The 16,662-nt window shown below is 56.7% G+C and carries 16 protein-coding genes and 1 riboswitch; of the genes, 11 read left to right on the forward strand and 5 right to left on the reverse strand.

The window, feature by feature from the left end:
* Positions 1 to 3 precede the first annotated feature (3 nt).
* From HFD94_RS13595 to HFD94_RS13610, 4 genes are all read left to right on the forward strand, one after another.
* Positions 4 to 1,014, forward strand: coding sequence for a Zn-dependent oxidoreductase (locus HFD94_RS13595; protein WP_033788256.1), 1,011 nt, complete (start codon positions 4 to 6; stop codon positions 1,012 to 1,014).
* A gap of 82 nt (positions 1,015 to 1,096) precedes the next feature.
* Positions 1,097 to 2,380, forward strand: coding sequence for an MFS transporter (locus HFD94_RS13600; protein WP_010248200.1), 1,284 nt, complete (start codon positions 1,097 to 1,099; stop codon positions 2,378 to 2,380).
* Positions 2,381 to 2,447: 67 nt separating this feature from the next.
* Positions 2,448 to 3,908, forward strand: a complete 1,461-nt coding sequence (locus tag HFD94_RS13605) for a mannitol dehydrogenase family protein (protein WP_167433208.1) — start codon at positions 2,448 to 2,450, stop codon at positions 3,906 to 3,908.
* 100 nt (positions 3,909 to 4,008) lie between these two features.
* Positions 4,009 to 4,695, forward strand: coding sequence for a GntR family transcriptional regulator (locus HFD94_RS13610; RefSeq protein WP_010248206.1), 687 nt, complete (start codon positions 4,009 to 4,011; stop codon positions 4,693 to 4,695).
* A gap of 52 nt (positions 4,696 to 4,747) precedes the next feature.
* On the opposite strand, the gene thiD is transcribed toward HFD94_RS13610, so the two are convergent.
* Positions 4,748 to 5,548, reverse strand: coding sequence for a bifunctional hydroxymethylpyrimidine kinase/phosphomethylpyrimidine kinase (thiD, locus tag HFD94_RS13615; RefSeq protein ID WP_033778762.1), 801 nt, complete (start codon positions 5,546 to 5,548; stop codon positions 4,748 to 4,750).
* On the reverse strand, positions 5,535 to 6,332 hold the full coding sequence (thiM, locus tag HFD94_RS13620) for a hydroxyethylthiazole kinase (RefSeq protein WP_089413997.1): 798 nt from the start codon (positions 6,330 to 6,332) through the stop codon (positions 5,535 to 5,537). Before thiM ends, thiD begins: the two co-directional genes overlap by 14 nt.
* A gap of 34 nt (positions 6,333 to 6,366) precedes the next feature.
* Positions 6,367 to 6,467, reverse strand: a riboswitch (TPP riboswitch).
* A gap of 307 nt (positions 6,468 to 6,774) precedes the next feature.
* Between thiM and HFD94_RS13625 the strand changes: the two genes are divergently transcribed.
* Complete coding sequence (locus HFD94_RS13625) at positions 6,775 to 6,972, forward strand: hypothetical protein (protein ID WP_010248217.1); 198 nt, start codon at positions 6,775 to 6,777, stop codon at positions 6,970 to 6,972.
* 97 nt (positions 6,973 to 7,069) lie between these two features.
* Entirely contained in the window at positions 7,070 to 8,029 is a 960-nt protein-coding gene (locus tag HFD94_RS13630; protein WP_163640025.1) for an AEC family transporter, read from the forward strand.
* Positions 8,030 to 8,090: 61 nt separating this feature from the next.
* On the opposite strand, the gene ahpF is transcribed toward HFD94_RS13630, so the two are convergent.
* Positions 8,091 to 9,659: an alkyl hydroperoxide reductase subunit F gene (ahpF, locus tag HFD94_RS13635; protein ID WP_010248223.1), complete on the reverse strand. Its 1,569-nt coding sequence runs from the start codon at positions 9,657 to 9,659 to the stop codon at positions 8,091 to 8,093.
* 71 nt (positions 9,660 to 9,730) lie between these two features.
* Entirely contained in the window at positions 9,731 to 10,294 is a 564-nt protein-coding gene (gene ahpC, locus HFD94_RS13640; RefSeq protein WP_010248225.1) for an alkyl hydroperoxide reductase subunit C, read from the reverse strand.
* A 236-nt stretch (positions 10,295 to 10,530) separates the two neighbouring features.
* Here ahpC and HFD94_RS13645 point away from each other — a divergent pair, with 236 nt between their 5' ends.
* On the forward strand, positions 10,531 to 10,986 hold the full coding sequence (locus tag HFD94_RS13645) for a GNAT family N-acetyltransferase (RefSeq protein WP_010248228.1): 456 nt from the start codon (positions 10,531 to 10,533) through the stop codon (positions 10,984 to 10,986).
* On the opposite strand, the gene apbC is transcribed toward HFD94_RS13645, so the two are convergent.
* Positions 10,983 to 12,095: an iron-sulfur cluster carrier protein ApbC gene (gene apbC, locus HFD94_RS13650; RefSeq protein WP_010248231.1), complete on the reverse strand. Its 1,113-nt coding sequence runs from the start codon at positions 12,093 to 12,095 to the stop codon at positions 10,983 to 10,985. The two genes, HFD94_RS13645 and apbC, sit on opposite strands and share 4 nt — an antisense overlap.
* A gap of 177 nt (positions 12,096 to 12,272) precedes the next feature.
* Between apbC and metG the strand changes: the two genes are divergently transcribed.
* The 4 genes from metG (at position 12,273) to cdd (ending at position 16,628) form a co-directional block, all read left to right on the forward strand.
* On the forward strand, positions 12,273 to 14,306 hold the full coding sequence (gene metG / locus HFD94_RS13655) for a methionine--tRNA ligase (protein ID WP_167433209.1): 2,034 nt from the start codon (positions 12,273 to 12,275) through the stop codon (positions 14,304 to 14,306).
* Between the two features lie 233 nt (positions 14,307 to 14,539).
* Positions 14,540 to 14,932 (forward strand): CidA/LrgA family protein, encoded by a 393-nt coding sequence (locus tag HFD94_RS13660; protein WP_167433210.1) that lies wholly within the window; start codon positions 14,540 to 14,542, stop codon positions 14,930 to 14,932.
* The gene (locus HFD94_RS13665) at positions 14,925 to 15,617 is read left to right on the forward strand and encodes a CidB/LrgB family autolysis modulator (RefSeq protein WP_167433211.1); all 693 of its coding nucleotides are present in this window, start codon (positions 14,925 to 14,927) and stop codon (positions 15,615 to 15,617) included. The genes HFD94_RS13660 and HFD94_RS13665 overlap by 8 nt, the downstream gene beginning before the upstream one ends.
* Positions 15,618 to 15,737: 120 nt before the next feature.
* Complete coding sequence (gene cdd, locus HFD94_RS13670; RefSeq protein ID WP_167433212.1) at positions 15,738 to 16,628, forward strand: cytidine deaminase; 891 nt, start codon at positions 15,738 to 15,740, stop codon at positions 16,626 to 16,628.
* Positions 16,629 to 16,662: the final 34 nt, after the last annotated feature.

The following is a 16,662-nucleotide window of genomic DNA, read 5'->3' on the forward strand; positions in this document are numbered from 1 at the left end:
CTGATGAAAAGCGTTGTTATTGAACAGCCGGGTGAACTGGTGGTGGCTGAACGTCCACTGCCACAACCTGCGGCGGGCGAAGTCCGGGTCAAAGTGGCTTATGCCAGTATCTGCGGCTCTGATGTGCATATCTGGCACGGGCATAACCCGTTCGCGAAATATCCACGGGTAATTGGTCACGAATTTTTCGGCGTCATTGACGCGGTGGGCGACGGTGTTGATCCGGCCCGGCTGGGCGACCGCGTGGCGGTGGATCCGGTGGTGAGCTGCGGCAGCTGCTATCCCTGCTCGGTGGGCCGTCCCAATGTTTGTACCACACTGCAGGTGATTGGCGTGCACCGTGATGGCGGCTTCAGCGAGTTTGCGCTGGCTCCGGCAAAAAATGCCTTTTCCCTGCCGGACAGCATCCCCGATCGGCTCGCCAGTCTGGTTGAGCCTTTCACTATCGCCGCCAATATCACCGCGTTTCTCAAACCGCAGCCAGACGATGTGGCGCTGATTTACGGTGCCGGTCCGATGGGGCTCACTGCGATTCAGGTGCTGAAGGGCGTCTATAAGGTTAAAAAGGTGATGGTGGTGGATCGCCTGCCGGAAAGGCTGGCACTTGCAGAGCAGAGCGGTGCGGATCAACTGTTCGATAACAGCGAAATCCCGCTGGCGGCACAGCTTGAGGGCGTGCAGCCTACGCTGATTATCGACGCGGCCTGCCATCCCACCATTCTGGCTGAAGCAGCTGCCCTCGCCTCACCGGCCGCGCGCATTGGCCTGCTGGGTTTCTCCGGCGAGCCGTGCAGCATTACTCAGCAGAGCCTGACCAGCAAGGAGCTGTCGCTGTTTACCTCACGTCTTAACAGCAATCGTTTCCCCCAGGTGATCGAATGGATGGAAAAAGGGTTAATCCAGCCAGAGAAACTGGTCACGCACTACTTCCCGCTGCAGGAGATTGAGCGTGCGATGACCCTGTTTGAAAAAGATCCGCGCACCTGCTGCAAAGTCATACTTCAGATGGGTTAATTATCCGCTGAACACCAGGTCTCCTCAGCCGGTGCGTACCCGCCGGCATGACTATAAAGATAAAACAGATCACGGAGTTTGTATGTTCAAGAATCTGCGCTGGACCCTCGTTTTGCTGCTGTTCCTGGTTTACATGATTAACTACCTCGATCGTGTCGCCCTGTCGCTGACGGTGCCGCTGGTGGAAAAAGATCTGGCGATCAATGCTGAGCAGTTTGGCATGATCTTCGGCAGCTTTTTCTTTGGCTATGCCCTGTTTAACTTCCTTGGCGGCCTTGCCACTGACCGCTATGGCCCTAAAATCGTGCTGGCCGTGGCGGTAGGTGCCTGGTCCATTTTCTGCGGCATGACCGCACTGGCCACCGGCTTCTGGTCACTGCTGATCCTGCGTGTGCTGTTCGGCATGGCTGAAGGCCCGATCTGCTCCTCGGCCAACAAAGCGATTAACGGCTGGTTCCCGAAAAAACAGGCCGCGACGGCCATGGGCTTACTGAGTGCCGGATCACCTTTAGGTGGTGCGGTCGCTGGCCCGATCATTGGTTATCTGGCGCTCGCCTATGGCTGGCGTCCGGCGTTCGTGATTGTCTGCTGCATCGGTCTGGTGTGGATGGCGTTCTGGCTCTTCTTCGCCGCTGACAATCCGGCGAAGAGCAAGCGCGTCAGCGAAGAGGAACGTCTGCTGATTGATCGCCTGAAAGCAACGAACCCGAATGATGAAGTTGATCTGTCGGAAACGTCACATCCGTTTGGCTACTACCTGCGCCAGCCGATTATCCTGGTCACCGCTTTTGCCTTCTTCTGCTACAACTACATTCTGTTCTTCTTCCTGAGCTGGTTCCCGGCCTACCTGGTGCAGGCGCACGGCCTGGATATCAAATCGATGAGCATCACCACCATGATCCCGTGGATCGTCGGTTTCGTTGGCCTGGCGCTGGGTGGCTGGATCTCCGATAAGATCTTTAACATCACCGGCAAGCTGTTGTTGTCCCGCAAAATTGTGCTGGTGGTCTCACTGCTGGCCGCCGCAATTTGTGTGGCGCTGGCGGGTACGATAAAAGATGTGGTGCCTGCGGTAATTATGATGTCGGTGTCGATTTTCTTTCTCTATATCACCGGCGCAATCTACTGGGCGATTATTCAGGATGTGGTGCACAAGAGCCGTATCGGCAGCATCAGCGGCTTTATCCATCTGGTGGGTAGCCTCTCCGGCATCATCGGGCCCATCGTCACCGGGTTTATTGTTCATCACACCGGTAAATTCGATAGCGCCTTTATCCTGGCGGGCTGTGTCGCCGCGCTGGGTGCCTTCCTGGTGTTATTTGTGATTCGCAGTCCGAAAACCCAGGATAAACCGGTTTCGGTCTGAGTGTTGTTTCGTTAACAGATGTATGATTTCGGGGCGCTTTGCGCCCCGTGTGCCATAAGGATGGACTATGTTACAGATTGATCGCCTGCCCGCGGAGGTCAAGCGCCCCGCTTACGACCGCAGCCAGTTAAAAACCCGCATGGTACATATCGGTTTTGGTGCATTTCACCGCGCCCATCAGGCGCTCTGCAGCGATAAGCTGGCTGAACAGGGCAGCGACTGGGGTTATTGTGAAGTGAACCTCAACAGCGGCGCGTTGATTGAGGCCCTGCGAGAGCAGCAGCTGCTTTATACCCTCACCGAGATGGCCGATGATTCATTGCATACCCGGGTGATTGGCGTCATTACTCAGGCACTGCACGGCAAAAGTGACGGTATTGAGGCGGTGATCAATGCCATGAGCCAGCCTGAGGTGGCGATTGTCTCCATGACCGTCACCGAGAAAGGCTATTGCCACCAGCCTGCCAGTGGCAATTTAAATGCCGATCACCCTGATATCGTGCATGACCTGCAGAATCCGCATTCGCCGCGTTCGCTGCCCGGTCTGATTCTGGCCGCGATTCGCCGCCGACGAGATCAGAGCTTACCCGCCTTTAGCGTGATGTCCTGTGACAACATGCCGGAAAATGGTCACGTGACCCGCAACGTTGTTGTGCAACTGGCACAGCATCAGGATCCGGCCCTGGCAGACTATATTCAGCAACACATAACCTTCCCCTCCACCATGGTGGATCGTATCGTTCCGGCCATGACCGATGCAGCGTTTGCGGCACTAGGCGCGCGTCTGGGTTCCGATGACCCGGTTGCGGTTGAAGCGGAGCCCTTCTTTCAGTGGGTGATTGAAGATAACTTCGTCAATGGCCGTCCGGCGTGGGAAAAAGCGGGCGCAGAACTGGTCAGAGACGTTCTGCCCTATGAAGAGATGAAACTGCGCATGCTGAATGGCAGCCACTCTTTCCTGGCCTATCTCGGCTTTCTGGCCGGTTATGAGTACATCAGCGACTGCGTGGCCGATCCCCATTTCCGCGCCGCCGCCCGTTCACTGATGATCGATGAGCAGGCGCCGACGCTGCGTACCCAGGGCGTGGATCTCAACGCCTATGCCGATTCGCTGATCGCCCGTTACGAAAACCGTGCCATTAAACATCGCACATATCAAATCGCCACTGACGGATCGCAAAAATTGCCACAACGCATGCTCGACAGTCTGCGCTGGCATCTGCAGCGCGGTAGCCGCTGCGACCTGCTGCTGCTGGGCGTGGCGGGCTGGATGCGCTATGTCGGTGGCGTCGATGAACAGGGTCAACCGATTGAGATCCGCGATCCGCTGAAAGCCACGCTGGCAGAGACGGTTGCCGGTAGCGAAGAAGGCGAAGCGCGTGTCCGTGCGCTATTGGGTCTGCGCGACATCTTTGGCGAAGATTTAGCGCAGAACGCCGATCTGGTGGCCCGACTGACGACGTATTACCAGCAACTGACGACTCAGGGCGCGCGGGCGACGGTGCAACAGTGTATGAGTCAGGCATAACAGCCTGGTGACAAAGCGCTGGCGCAGATGCAGCGCGCTGATTAGACTGACACTTTCCCATCGCGCTGGCCCCTGCCAGCCGTAATATGGATATTGCTGCATGTCGATCGCCTATACCATTACTACCAGCGAACCGGTAAATCAGCAGATTTACCGGTATCTGCGCAAAGATATCGTCACCTGCGCAATTCAGCCGGGCTCGCTGCTCTCGGAAAAAGAGGTGTCCGCGCGCTTCAACGTTTCACGCCAGCCGGTGCGTGAAGCGTTCATCAAGCTGGCCGAAGCCGGACTGGTACAGGTATTGCCGCAGCGTGGCACTTTCGTGCGCAAAATCTCCGCTAAGCGGGTGGCGGATGGCCGTTTTATCAGGGAGGCAGTCGAGGTGTCGGTGGTTCGCCGTGCGGCACTGGAGATTGATGATCCGGCTCTGATGGCGCTGGAGCATAACCTGCAGCTGCAGCGCATGGCCGCTGAACGGCATGACAGCCAGGCTTTTCTCACTCTGGACGATGAGTTTCATCGCCTGATTGCTGAAAGCATCGACTGTAAGCTGGCCTGGGAAACGGTGGAGAACATCAAAGCGGCCATGGACCGGGTGCGGTTTCTGACGCTGAGTGAAGTCTCTCCACCGGACAAGCTGATTGAGCAGCATGAAGAGATTTTTGCGGCGCTGAAGCGTCATGACGCCGATGCAGCCGAAGCGGCAATGCGTCGTCATCTGCAGGAGATGATCTTCTCTATCACCCCGATTGCCGAGCGTAACAGCGCCTGGTTTGAAGCACCCTGAACCTGAAACCGCCCGCACCACCTGATTACCAGGTCGATGCGGGCCTTCGTCGTTACCACCATTGATGAAAATGGTGAACCGGCCCGATACCCTTCCCGACCTCCAGCGAATCCGCCTGCAGCAGCGCCTGCTGTAACCAGTTTTTGGCTTCCCCAATCGTCTCTGCCCAGTCAGCATGACGTGGTCGCAACGCGGCTAAGGCTGCCGACAGCGTACAGCCGGTGCCGTGCGTATGACGGGTATTCACGCGCGGCGTACTGAATCGCTGCTCTGCTGAGTGCGTGATCAGCCAGTCCGGGCTCTCCGCCGCCGTAAGGTGACCGCCCTTCATCAGCACGGCCTGACAGCCCAGTGCCAGCAATGCCCGTCCCTGCTCGCGCATTTCCTCTTCATCTGCCGCAATGGCGCAATCCAGCAACGCCGCCGCTTCCGGCAGATTAGGCGTGATCAGCGAGACCTGCGGCAATAACAGCTCTCGTACACTGGCTACGGCGTCTGGCGAGAGCAGCGCATCACCACTTTTCGCAACCATGACCGTGTCCAGCACGATAAACGGGATTGCCGCATTGCTCAGCCGGGCCGCAACCTGCTCCACGATAGCCGTTTCTGACAGCATGCCAATTTTTGCGCTGTCGATGCGCACATCACTGAGCACCGAATCGAGCTGGGCGGCCACAAAGTCAGGCGTAATGCGATAAACCGACTGCACGCCGCAGGTGTTCTGTGCCACCAGCGCGGTGATGACGCTGGTGCCATAGGCTCCCAGAGCGGAGAAGGTCTTGAGATCGGCCTGAATCCCTGCGCCGCCGCTGGGATCGGTACCCGCAATCGTCAGAGCGTTAATACGTTTCATGATTACCCTCCAGCGTCCAGAGTGCATCAATAAACGCCGTGGCAAAGCTGCCGGGTCCGGCAGCCTGCGCCGCCGCCTTTTCACCCGCCAGCGCCATCACCTGACAGGCGGCCGCGACATTCATCAGCCGATCGCCAGGCAGAGAGCTGAAACCCGCCACCACTGCCGAGAGGGCGCAGCCGGTCCCGACTACCTGTGTCATTAAGGGGCTTCCACCGTGTACAGCAAGGAGTCGCTGACCATCGGTGGCGTAGTCCACTTCACCGGTGACGACCACCAGCGTGCTCCAGGTTTCCGCGAGCTGTTGGGCCGCATCGAGTGCTGCATCCGCCTGATGCAGCGTGTCGACACCGCGCCCGCCGCTGGCCTGTTGTGCCAGCGCCAGAATCTCTGACGCATTCCCCCGAATCACCGCCGGTTGCTGGTTTAACAACTGCTGGCAGAAGTCACTGCGCAGCGTCAGCGCGCCGACGGCAACCGGATCGAGTGTCCAGGGCGTGCCCGCCTGATTAGCCGCGGTGACGGCAGCCTGCATCGCCTGCTGGCGATCGCGGGTTAAGGTGCCCACGTTAATCAGCAGTGCATCGGCCATGCTACTGAACTGGGCAGCCTCAGCGGCATCGATCACCATCGCCGGTGAGGCATGGAGTGCCAGCAACACGTTGGCGGTGAAGTTCTGGACCACGTCATTGGTCATACAGTGCACCAGCGGTGACTGGCGCCGGAAAGCGTGCAGAATGGGCGCGAAGTGCGCGGCAGAAAGGTGTTGAGATTGATGTGTCATCGTAGCTCCCAACCGGCGAACAAGAAGGCGAATGCGGTCAGGCATCAGACTTCCCTACGCTGGCATTATCCAGTTCAGGTCAGCGGGTTTTTCTCAGCCCTTTCCGTGTGGAAAGCGGCACCCCGAGTCGTATTACGGCTTGCAGCATAGGCAAGCCGCGCAGCGAAAGCAAGCGACTCCCGCCTGGGAAATAATCAGAGCTGAAACAATTCACATGATCCCGATCAACGCCTGAGGGTGCAAAAAAAGGCTTAATGCTGCGGGTTAACGAGATACCTCTTTATAGGTAGCCCCGCTTATTACCCGGATGGGTAATATTTCCCGCAGTGACTCTGGTTACCCCATAATAATTAACCTGCTCGCAGCATCATCGTAAAAAACACTTTATTTCATGGAGTTAGAAAACTCCTGAAGCGGAACTTCATACTATTCAGGATGTATGATGCGATTTTTAGCGCTTATTCCACACCGCCATCGATGGCAGGATATTAATATTGAACGCAAGGGTGCCGTGGCACCCAATGGCAGACAGTACCTCTCCACCTATATCTCCGCCCGTTGCACAGGCTGTGGCGAAATTATTCACCGTGTCTATTATCGCGACATCAGCGATCGGCAGGCGCGCCGCTGGTTAGGTTAGCGTCCCGGCAACGGTCATTCCGGACACAGTACAGGTTAACAGTTAGTTAGCAATTTGTTAGTCTGGTAACTAATCATCGTCTGACCAGACTCTCTCTATGCCACTGCTGTTTGAAAGCTTAAGCCATCAAATTTACCTGTCAGCCCCGCTGTTTATCCTGATCCTGCTGGGGTACTGCCTGACGCGCATGGGGAAATGGCCCGCCAGCATCAGTGAAGGGATGAACCGCTTTGTGTTTAACGTTGCTCTGCCCTGCATGCTGTTTCGGGTAATGAGCACCTTCTCGCAAAGTCCGCCGGTGGATGCGCGCCTGTTGCTGGCCTTTTTCGGCAGTTGCCTGCTGGTGTTTATCGTGGGGCGACTGCTGGCAACAAGGCTGTTTAATCTGGATGGCGTAGCGGCGTCGGTTTTTGCGCTGGGCGGCATCTTTTCCAACAACGTCATGCTGGGGATCCCAGTGGCCACGGTACTGCTGGGGCCAGAAGCCCTGCCCCCGGTGGCGCTGGTGCTGGTGTTTAACAGCCTGATCCTCTGGACCTTACTGACCGTTTCGGTCGAGTGGGCAAAACAGGGCAGCTTCTCGCTGGAAGGACTCTGGCGCACCCTGCTCGGCGTGCTGAAGAATCCGCTGATCATCGGTATTCTCAGCGGTACAGCCTGGAGCTTTCTGCAACGTCCCTTGCCGCTGCTGGCCGCTGAACCGCTAAAGATGCTGGCCTCACTGGCTGCACCTCTGTCGCTGGTGACGCTGGGCATGAGCCTGGCACACTATCGGGTGCGGGATGGCTTAAAAGAGAGCTATACCATCTGCCTGCTGAAGCTGGTGCTGCAACCGATGACGGTATGGGCTATCGCGTGGCTGACCGATCTGCCGCCGCTGGAGAGTAAAGTGGTGGTGCTGCTGGGATCGATGGCAGTCGGGGTTAACGTCTATCTGATGTCGCAGAAGTTCAATGTCATTACCGGCCCGGCGGCGGCGAGCATGCTCTTTTCTACCGTGTTTGCGGCGGTGACGACGCCAATCTGGATGATGCTGATGACGCTGGCGGGCTATTAACAGGCTAAAAAAAAGCCCCTCAGCAGGCGTGCTGAAGGGCTATTGTCTGGCTAACTAAATGTTACTCAGCCGATTTGGTACGAATCAGATAGTCAAAAGCACTCAGTGAGGCTTTAGCACCTTCGCCGCTGGCGATGATGATCTGCTTGTACGGTACGGTGGTGCAGTCGCCCGCGGCGAACACGCCTTTCAGGCTGGTTTCGCATTTACCATCGATGATGATCTCACCCATTTTGTTGCGCTCAACCGCACCTTCCAGCCATGGGGTATTCGGCAACAGACCAATCTGAACGAAGATACCGGAGAGCGGCAGCTCATGAGTGGTCTGCGTCGTGCGATCGATATAGTGCAGGCCGGTAACTTTGGTGCCGTCGCCTTTCACTTCGGTGGTTTGCGCGTTCAGAATCACATCCACGTTCTTCAGGCTGCGCAGCTTATCCTGCAGCACCTGATCGGCGCGCATCTCACCGGCAAACTCCAGCAGCGTAACGTGTTCAACGATACCGGCCAGGTCAATAGCGGCTTCCACGCCGGAGTTACCGCCGCCGATCACCGCCGTGCGTTTGCCTTTAAACAGCGGGCCATCGCAGTGTGGGCAGTAGGTCACGCCTTTGGTGCGATACTCTTCTTCACCCGGCACACCCATGTTACGCCAGCGTGCGCCGGTCGCCAGGATGATGCTGCGTGATTTCAATACTGCGCCGGAGGCGGTTTCGATGGCGTGCATTCCGCCCTCTTTCGCTGCCGGGATCAGTTTGATGGCGCTCTGGCTTTCAATGACGTCTACGTTGTAATCATCCACGTGTGCGCGCAGTGAACCGGCCAGTTTGGCCCCTTCGGTTTTCGGTACGGAGATATAGTTTTCGATATCGACCGTGTCCAGCACCTGGCCGCCAAAACGCTCACCCAGCAGGCCGGTACGGATACCTTTACGTGCTGAGTAGATGGCTGCCGCTGCGCCCGCCGGGCCGCTGCCGATAATCAGGACTTCATACGCGTCACGCTTGTTCAGCTCTTCCGCTGCACGTTTGTCGGCATTGGTATCCACTTTGCTGACGATTTCCGCCAGGCTCATGCGACCCTGACCAAACTCTTTACCATTGAGGTAAACCGCTGGCACGCCCATCACGTTACGTTCCTGAATCTCGTTCTGGAACAGGCCACCGTCGATAGCGGTGTGGCTGATGCGCGGGTTAATCACCGCCATCAGGTTCAGCGCCTGTACGACGTCAGGGCAGTTATGGCATGAGAGTGAATAGTAGGTTTCGAAATGGAAGTCGCTGTCCAGCGCGGCAATCTGATCCAGCAGGCTTTGTGCTTCTTTCGACGGATGCCCACCGGTCTGTAACAGTGCCAGCACCAGTGAGGTAAATTCGTGACCCAGAGGTGAACCGGCAAAACGCGGGCCGCTGTTCGAACCTGGGTTGGTGATCAGAAATGAGGGCTTACGCACCTGACGATCGTTCTCTTCGCGGAAGCTGACTTTGTCAGACAAACCGGCGATATCAACCAACAGTTCACGGATCTCGGTTGATTTTGCACCTTCGTCCAGCGTGGCAATCAACTCAACAGGTTTGGTTAATTTCTCAAGGTAAGCCTTGAGCTGGGTTTTCAGATTTGTGTCGAGCATAGTGATATCCTGGTCAAAAAATCGGGTGCCGCAGCACCCGATTGGAGAATGGTCGAAAGGCCGAAGCGGAATTAGATTTTGCCAACCAGGTCCAGAGACGGAGCCAGTGTTGCATCACCTTCTTTCCATTTAGCCGGGCACACTTCACCTGGGTGAGAAGCCACGTACTGAGCCGCTTTCACTTTGCGCAGCAGGTCAGAGGCGTCACGGCCAATGCCTTCAGCAGTGATTTCGATTGCCTGGATAACGCCTTCCGGGTCAACGATAAAGGTACCACGGTCAGCCAGACCTTCGTCTTCGCGCATGATTTCGAAGTTACGGGTCAGCGCGCCAGTCGGGTCACCGATCATCGTGTACTGGATTTTCGCGATGGTGTCAGAAGAACCGTGCCAGGCTTTGTGGGTAAAGTGGGTATCGGTAGAAACGGAGTAGATATCTACGCCCAGTTTCTGGAACTCTTCGTAGTGATCAGCCACGTCGCCCAGCTCGGTCGGGCAGACGAAGGTGAAGTCAGCTGGATAGAAGAAGAACACACTCCATTTACCTTCAACGTCTTTCTCGGTTACGTCGATGAATTCGCCGTTTTTGAATGCTGCGTTTTTGAACGGCTTGATTTTGGTATTGATAATAGACATCTGGTGGCCTCCGTTAAAATATGTGATGCAGGTTACATAATTTCCGGGCCAACATCTAATATGCAGTCGTTATCAATTTGATTAACGAAAGCTATCAAACGCTAAGAGCCTGATGCTCTCTGGCCCGGCAGGCAGTGTACAGCGATTTACGTGACATTTAACCCGCTTTATCTTTTCCGCCCCTCTCCGCGAATCGCTGCTAGTTTTGTAAGACCGGATTAAAAGGGAGCTGACTTGTGGAGATTCGTCCGTTTACTGAAGCCGATCGTCCTTTTCTGCGTACGCTGTTTCTGGCGGCGCGTCGGCATAACTGGCGCTGGCTGGACGGCAGCGAGTGGCAGCTGGAAGATTTTGATGGGGTAATCCTGGGTGAAACCGTGCTGGTCGCGGAAGCTGATGGACAGCGGGTCGGATTTGCCGGCCTGCTGGAGAACGATAACTTCCTGCACAGCCTCTATGTCGATCCTGACTGGCAGGGGCGCGGCGTGGGCAGCGCTTTGCTTAAGGCGGCAGAGGCGCACTTTACCTCAACCGGTGCGCTGAAGTGCCTGCAGAAGAATAAAGCGGCGCAGGCCTTTTACCTGAAACATGGCTGGAAGATGATTTCACAGGGCGAAGGCGAACATGGCGGCTACGTGTTAATGCACTACCCGCTGGCCTCGCAATATGCCAGCGGGTCGGGTCGGGCTTAAAGCGCGCGGAAGGCGATGTCGCCGGGGATGACTTCGCCCTGCCAGTAAAGCTGGGCAGCAACGCGTCCGGCCAGCTGGCGATAAAGCGCGGTAAACTCGCTATCGGGCCGGCGAATCACTGTCGGCTGACCTTCATCGAGATCTTCGCGCAGGTCAATGTGCAGCGGCAGTTGGGCCAGCAGTTGCGTCTGGTAATCCTCTACCAGTTTTTGTGCGCCGCCGGTGCCGAAAATCGGCTCATGGAAGCCACACTGACTGCAGACATGCAGGCTCATGTTTTCCACCACGCCAAGTACCGGCACATTGACCTTTTCAAACATCACCAGCCCTTTGCGGGCATCAATCAGGGCGATATCCTGCGGCGTGGTCACCACCAGCGCGCCGGTGACTGGTACGTTCTGCGCCAGCGTCAGCTGAATGTCACCGGTACCGGGTGGCATATCCAGCACCAGATAATCCAGCTCAGGCCACAGCGTCTCGTTCAGCAACTGCATCAGCGCTTTGCTGGCCATCGGCCCGCGCCACACCATCGCATTATCGTCCGTGACCAGATAACCAATAGAGTTGGTTGCCAGCCCGTGCGCCATGATCGGCGCCATGTGGGTGCCATCCGGCGAGGTAGGCCGTTGATCCTGGGTGCCAAGCATGTTCGGCACTGACGGGCCATAAATGTCGGCGTCAAGAATGCCGACCCGCGCCCCCTCTGCTGCCAGCGCCAGCGCCATGTTCACGGCGGTGCTGGATTTACCCACGCCGCCTTTGCCAGAGCTGACCGCAATAATATTTTTCACGCCGTTGACGCCCGGCTGGTTTTTCACCCGTTTCAGGGTGGCAATGTCATGGCTGAGTCGCCAGTCGATGGCACCCGCGCCGGTCTGACGCAGCAGTTCGGCGCTGACCTGCTCTTTCAGTACGTCGAATCCGCTGGCCCAGGCAAACGGCATCAGCAGCTCCACATGCAGCGTACCGTCAAGCTGTGCCACGTGATGTAACGCCTTCAGGGCGGTGAGATTCTGCTTAAGGGTCGGATGCTCAAAGCTTCTCAATACGCCAGCCACGATGGCGCGCAGGCCTTCTGGCGTCTGCGGTTCCCGGGATTGTGCTGTCATCCCCTACTCCTTATTTCTGCTGTGCTTACGCTGTGTTTCAGCGATGTATTGTCAATGATATCAGATGCCCGTGGATCTGCGGTGACCGCAGGGGGTGAATCCCTTGTGTTTACGCAGGAGAAGCCTTCAGTTACCATCTAAGCCCGTTTTTTCAATCAACAGAAAGCTACGCAAACTATGACTCAAGTCGCTAAAAAAATTCTGGTAACGTGCGCACTGCCTTACGCGAACGGATCAATCCATCTCGGCCACATGCTCGAGCATATCCAGGCCGACATTTGGGTGCGTTATCAGCGAATGCGTGGCAATCAGGTTTATTTCATCTGCGCCGATGATGCGCACGGCACGCCTATCATGCTGAAAGCTCAGCAGTTAGGGATTGCACCGGAGCAGATGATTGCAGAAATGAAAAGCGAGCATGAGGCCGACTTTGCCGGTTTCAACGTCAGCTATGACAACTATCACTCGACCCACGGCGACGAAAACCGTGAGCTTTCTGCGCTGATTTATGGCCGTCTGAAAGAGAACGGTTTCATTAAAAACCGCACCATCTCCCAGCTTTACGATCCGGAAAAAGGGATGTTCCTGCCGGACCGTTTTGTAAAAGGCACCTGCCCGAAATGTAAATCTGCCGATCAGTATGGCGATAACTGCGAAGTGTGTGGCGCGACCTACAGCCCGACCGAGCTGATCGAGCCAAAATCGGTGGTCTCTGGCGCGACGCCGGTTCTGCGCGACTCTGAACACTTCTTCTTTGATCTGCCATCCTTCAGCGCCATGCTGCAGGCCTGGACCCGCTCGGGTGCGCTGCAGGATCAGGTGGCGAACAAAATGCAGGAGTGGTTCGAATCGGGCCTGCAGCAGTGGGATATCTCCCGCGACGCGCCCTACTTCGGCTTTGAAATTCCGGATGCGCCAGGCAAATATTTTTATGTCTGGCTGGATGCGCCTATCGGCTACATGGGCTCGTTCAAGAACCTGTGCGACAAGCGCGGCGACATCGACTTCGATGAATTCTGGCGTAAAGACTCCACTACCGAGCTCTATCACTTCATCGGTAAAGATATTGTCTATTTCCACAGCCTGTTCTGGCCAGCGATGCTGGAAGGCAGCAACTTCCGCAAGCCGAACAACCTGTTTGTGCACGGCTATGTCACCGTCAACGGTGCCAAGATGTCGAAGTCGCGCGGCACCTTTATTAAAGCCAGCACCTGGCTGCAGCATCTGGATGCGGACAGCCTGCGTTACTACTACGCGGCGAAACTCTCTTCACGTATCGACGATATCGATCTGAATCTGGAAGATTTCGTCCAGCGCGTAAACGCCGACATCGTCAACAAAGTAGTTAACCTGGCGTCACGTAACGCGGGCTTTATCACTAAACGCTTTGACGGCAAACTGGCGGCTGAGCTGGCCGATCCGGCGCTCTATCAGACCTTTGTGGACGCGTCAGAGAAGATTGGTGAAGCCTGGGCCGGTCGTGAATACAGCCGGGCTATTCGTGAGATCATGGCGCTGGCTGACCTGGCGAACCGCTATGTCGATGAGCAGGCTCCGTGGGTGGTGGCGAAGCAGGAAGGCCGTGATGCCGATCTGCAGGCGATCTGCTCAATGGGCATTAACCTGTTCCGCATTCTGATGACCTGGCTGAAGCCGGTGCTGCCGTCACTGAGCGCCCGTGCAGAAGGCTTCCTGAACTGCGAACTGAGCTGGGATGCTATCGCGCAACCGCTGCTGGACCACCAGGTTGCGCCATTCAAAGCGCTTTACAGCCGCATTGAGATGGCAAAGGTTGAAGGACTGATTGAGGCCTCGAAAGAGGATGCCGCTGCCGCCGATGCACCGGCCGCAAGCGGCCCGCTGGCAGATTCGTCGGTAGGTGACACCATCACCATCGACGATTTCGCCAAAGTTGATATGCGCGTGGCGCTGATTGAGCAGGCTGAACTGGTTGAGGGTTCAGACAAGCTGCTGCGCCTGCAGCTCGACCTTGGCGGTGAAAAGCGTCAGATCTTCTCGGGTATCCGCGCCGCCTATCCCGATCCCTCTGTGCTGGTCGGTAAAATGACCATTATCGTGGCCAACCTCGCGCCGCGTAAAATGCGCTTTGGTATCTCTGAAGGCATGGTGCTGTCAGCGGGTCCTGGCGGCAAAGATCTGTTTGTGCTGTCCGTCGACAGCGGTGCTGTACCGGGAATGCCCGTTAAGTAACACTCTGCATTCTGCGGCTTTAACCGCTTAGCGCAGTGCCGTTCTTAAACCCTTCGTGCCTCATCACGGGCGCGAAGGGCTATCACTCCTCGCTCTGAATGTGCACCGCTTCCATTCCACTCCCGCCCCTGAAAATCTGTATCTGCTACGGCCACACCGCTGCATAAATGTGATCGCTAGCACGCTAAGCGGTTAATGCGTATGATGAAGCTCAGTGAAAACAGGAGCCTGCCATGCTCACCGTGCTGTCTGTCTGCGGGCGCTATCTTCGCGCCTTTATCATCATTTATCTCTGTTTATACGCCGGAATCGGCATCGCCTCGCTGCTGCCCATCAAACTGCCTGGCAGCATCCTTGGGATGTTAATTCTGTTTGCCCTGCTCGCCTCGCAGATCCTGCCTGTCAGCTGGGTTAAACCGGGCTGCCATCTGCTGATTCGCTATATGGCGCTGCTATTTGTGCCAATCAGCGTCGGGGTAATGAGCTACACCGATATTCTGACCGCGCAGTTTGGCCCTATCGTGATCTCCTGCGTCGTCAGCACCTTCCTGGTTCTCTCTATTGTCGGCGTAAGCGCCCACCAGCTTCATAGTCGCCGTCCGGCCGTGGAGTCAGGCGATGAGTGAAATATGGTGGTCACTGCCACTGACGCTGGCGGCATTTTTTCTGGCGCGCAAACTGGCGATACGGCTGAAAATCTCGCTGCTTAATCCGCTGCTGGTCGCGATGGCGATTATTATCCCGATTCTGCTGCTGTTGCAGCTGCCCTATTCGCGCTATTTCGCGGGCAGTCAGATTCTTAATCAGCTGCTGCAACCGGCAGTTGTCGCGCTGGCACTGCCGCTGTATGAGCAGATGCACCAGATCCGAGCCCGCTGGAAATCGATTATTGGCGTCTGCTTTATCGGCAGTGTGACCGCCATGACCTCTGGCACCGCTATTGCTCTGTGGATGGGTGCCACGCCTGAAATCGCCGCTACCATTGTTCCTAAATCCGTTACCACGCCCATTGCGATGGCCGTCTCCGGTTCGCTGCACGGCATTCCCGCCATCAGCGCCATCTGCGTGCTGATTGCCGGAGTACTGGGTGCGGTGTTCGGACATACCGTGCTGAATCTGCTTGGCGTGAAATCTAAGGCAGCGCGCGGACTGGCGATAGGTAACGCGTCGCACGCACTCGGCACAGCGCGCGCCGCTGAACTCGACTATCAGGAAGGGGCATTCAGCTCACTGGCGCTGGTGATCTGCGGCATCATCACCTCACTGCTGGCGCCGTTTATTTTTCCGCTGCTGCTGCACTGGTTTCGCTGAAAGTTTGCGAGAGATCTCGCAAAGTTGAAACATGCAACACAGGTTACATTGTCAGAGCGATGTGGATCACATATAAACCGGTGACTGGCACATCGCCCTGCTGAATCTAATGAGGCTCACATGCAATCCCGTTTCCTCTCTGCCTTTGAGGCATTGCCGTCAACGCTGCAAACCGCACTCGCTCCGCTGCTGGACGATCCTGGCTTTCAGGCGGTGCTGAGCGCCGACCAGGTCGCCTCACTGCAGCAACAGACGCAGATGGATGCCGATGCTCTGGCGCTGGCGCTGCTGCCCCTGGCGGCGGCCTGTGCCGTTGCTACCGTGTCGCATTTTAACGTCGGGGCTATCGCCCGTGGCGTCAGCGGCAACTGGTACTTCGGGGCCAACATGGAATTTATCGGTACGCCGTTGCAACAGACGGTTCACGCCGAGCAGAGCGCCATTACCCATGCGTGGCTGCGTGGCGAAAGTCAGCTTGAGACGATCACCGTTAACTACACACCGTGCGGTCACTGCCGTCAGTTTATGAACGAGCTGAACAGCGGTACGAACATTCGCATCAGCCTGCCACAACGCGCGATCAGCACCCTGGCAGATTATCTGCCGGATGCCTTTGGACCGCGCGATCTGGACATCACGACCTTTCTGATGGACAGCGTGGATCACGGCTATGTAGCCGAAGGCGATGAACTGGTGCAGGCCGCGGTTGCCGCTGCCAATGCCAGCCACGCGCCTTACAGCCAGTCACACGCCGGTGTTGCGCTGCTGACCGCAACCGGCGCGATTGTCACCGGGCGCTATGCGGAAAATGCCGCCTTTAACCCGAGTTTCCCGCCCCTTCAGGCGGCGCTGGTCCTGCTCAACATGCAGGGTGGCGATGTTCGTCAGATAAAAAAAGCGGTATTAACCGAAGTGGAAAATGCCACGCTAAGCCAGTTCGCCGCCACACACGCGACGCTTAAGACATTTGGTTGCGGTGAGCTGCTACAGGTGACGCTGTACAAAGCATAACCCGCTGTCAGAGAGGCCACAGTTTTGTGAGCTT

Source organism: Pantoea sp. EKM20T, from assembly GCF_011800485.1.
Taxonomy (GTDB): Bacteria; Pseudomonadota; Gammaproteobacteria; order Enterobacterales; family Enterobacteriaceae; genus Pantoea; species Pantoea agglomerans.

Coding starts and splice junctions, on each gene's coding strand:
- HFD94_RS13595 (WP_033788256.1), top strand. CDS start 4: ATGAAAAGCGTTGTTATTGAACAGCCGGGTGAACTGGTGGTGGCTGAA.
- HFD94_RS13600 (WP_010248200.1), top strand. CDS start 1,097: ATGTTCAAGAATCTGCGCTGGACCCTCGTTTTGCTGCTGTTCCTGGTT.
- HFD94_RS13605 (WP_167433208.1), top strand. CDS start 2,448: ATGTTACAGATTGATCGCCTGCCCGCGGAGGTCAAGCGCCCCGCTTAC.
- HFD94_RS13610 (WP_010248206.1), top strand. CDS start 4,009: ATGTCGATCGCCTATACCATTACTACCAGCGAACCGGTAAATCAGCAG.
- thiD (WP_033778762.1), bottom strand. CDS start 5,548: ATGAAACGTATTAACGCTCTGACGATTGCGGGTACCGATCCCAGCGGC.
- thiM (WP_089413997.1), bottom strand. CDS start 6,332: ATGACACATCAATCTCAACACCTTTCTGCCGCGCACTTCGCGCCCATT.
- HFD94_RS13625 (WP_010248217.1), top strand. CDS start 6,775: ATGCGATTTTTAGCGCTTATTCCACACCGCCATCGATGGCAGGATATT.
- HFD94_RS13630 (WP_163640025.1), top strand. CDS start 7,070: ATGCCACTGCTGTTTGAAAGCTTAAGCCATCAAATTTACCTGTCAGCC.
- ahpF (WP_010248223.1), bottom strand. CDS start 9,659: ATGCTCGACACAAATCTGAAAACCCAGCTCAAGGCTTACCTTGAGAAA.
- ahpC (WP_010248225.1), bottom strand. CDS start 10,294: ATGTCTATTATCAATACCAAAATCAAGCCGTTCAAAAACGCAGCATTC.
- apbC (WP_010248231.1), bottom strand. CDS start 12,095: ATGACAGCACAATCCCGGGAACCGCAGACGCCAGAAGGCCTGCGCGCC.
- metG (WP_167433209.1), top strand. CDS start 12,273: ATGACTCAAGTCGCTAAAAAAATTCTGGTAACGTGCGCACTGCCTTAC.
- HFD94_RS13660 (WP_167433210.1), top strand. CDS start 14,540: ATGCTCACCGTGCTGTCTGTCTGCGGGCGCTATCTTCGCGCCTTTATC.
- HFD94_RS13665 (WP_167433211.1), top strand. CDS start 14,925: ATGAGTGAAATATGGTGGTCACTGCCACTGACGCTGGCGGCATTTTTT.
- cdd (WP_167433212.1), top strand. CDS start 15,738: ATGCAATCCCGTTTCCTCTCTGCCTTTGAGGCATTGCCGTCAACGCTG.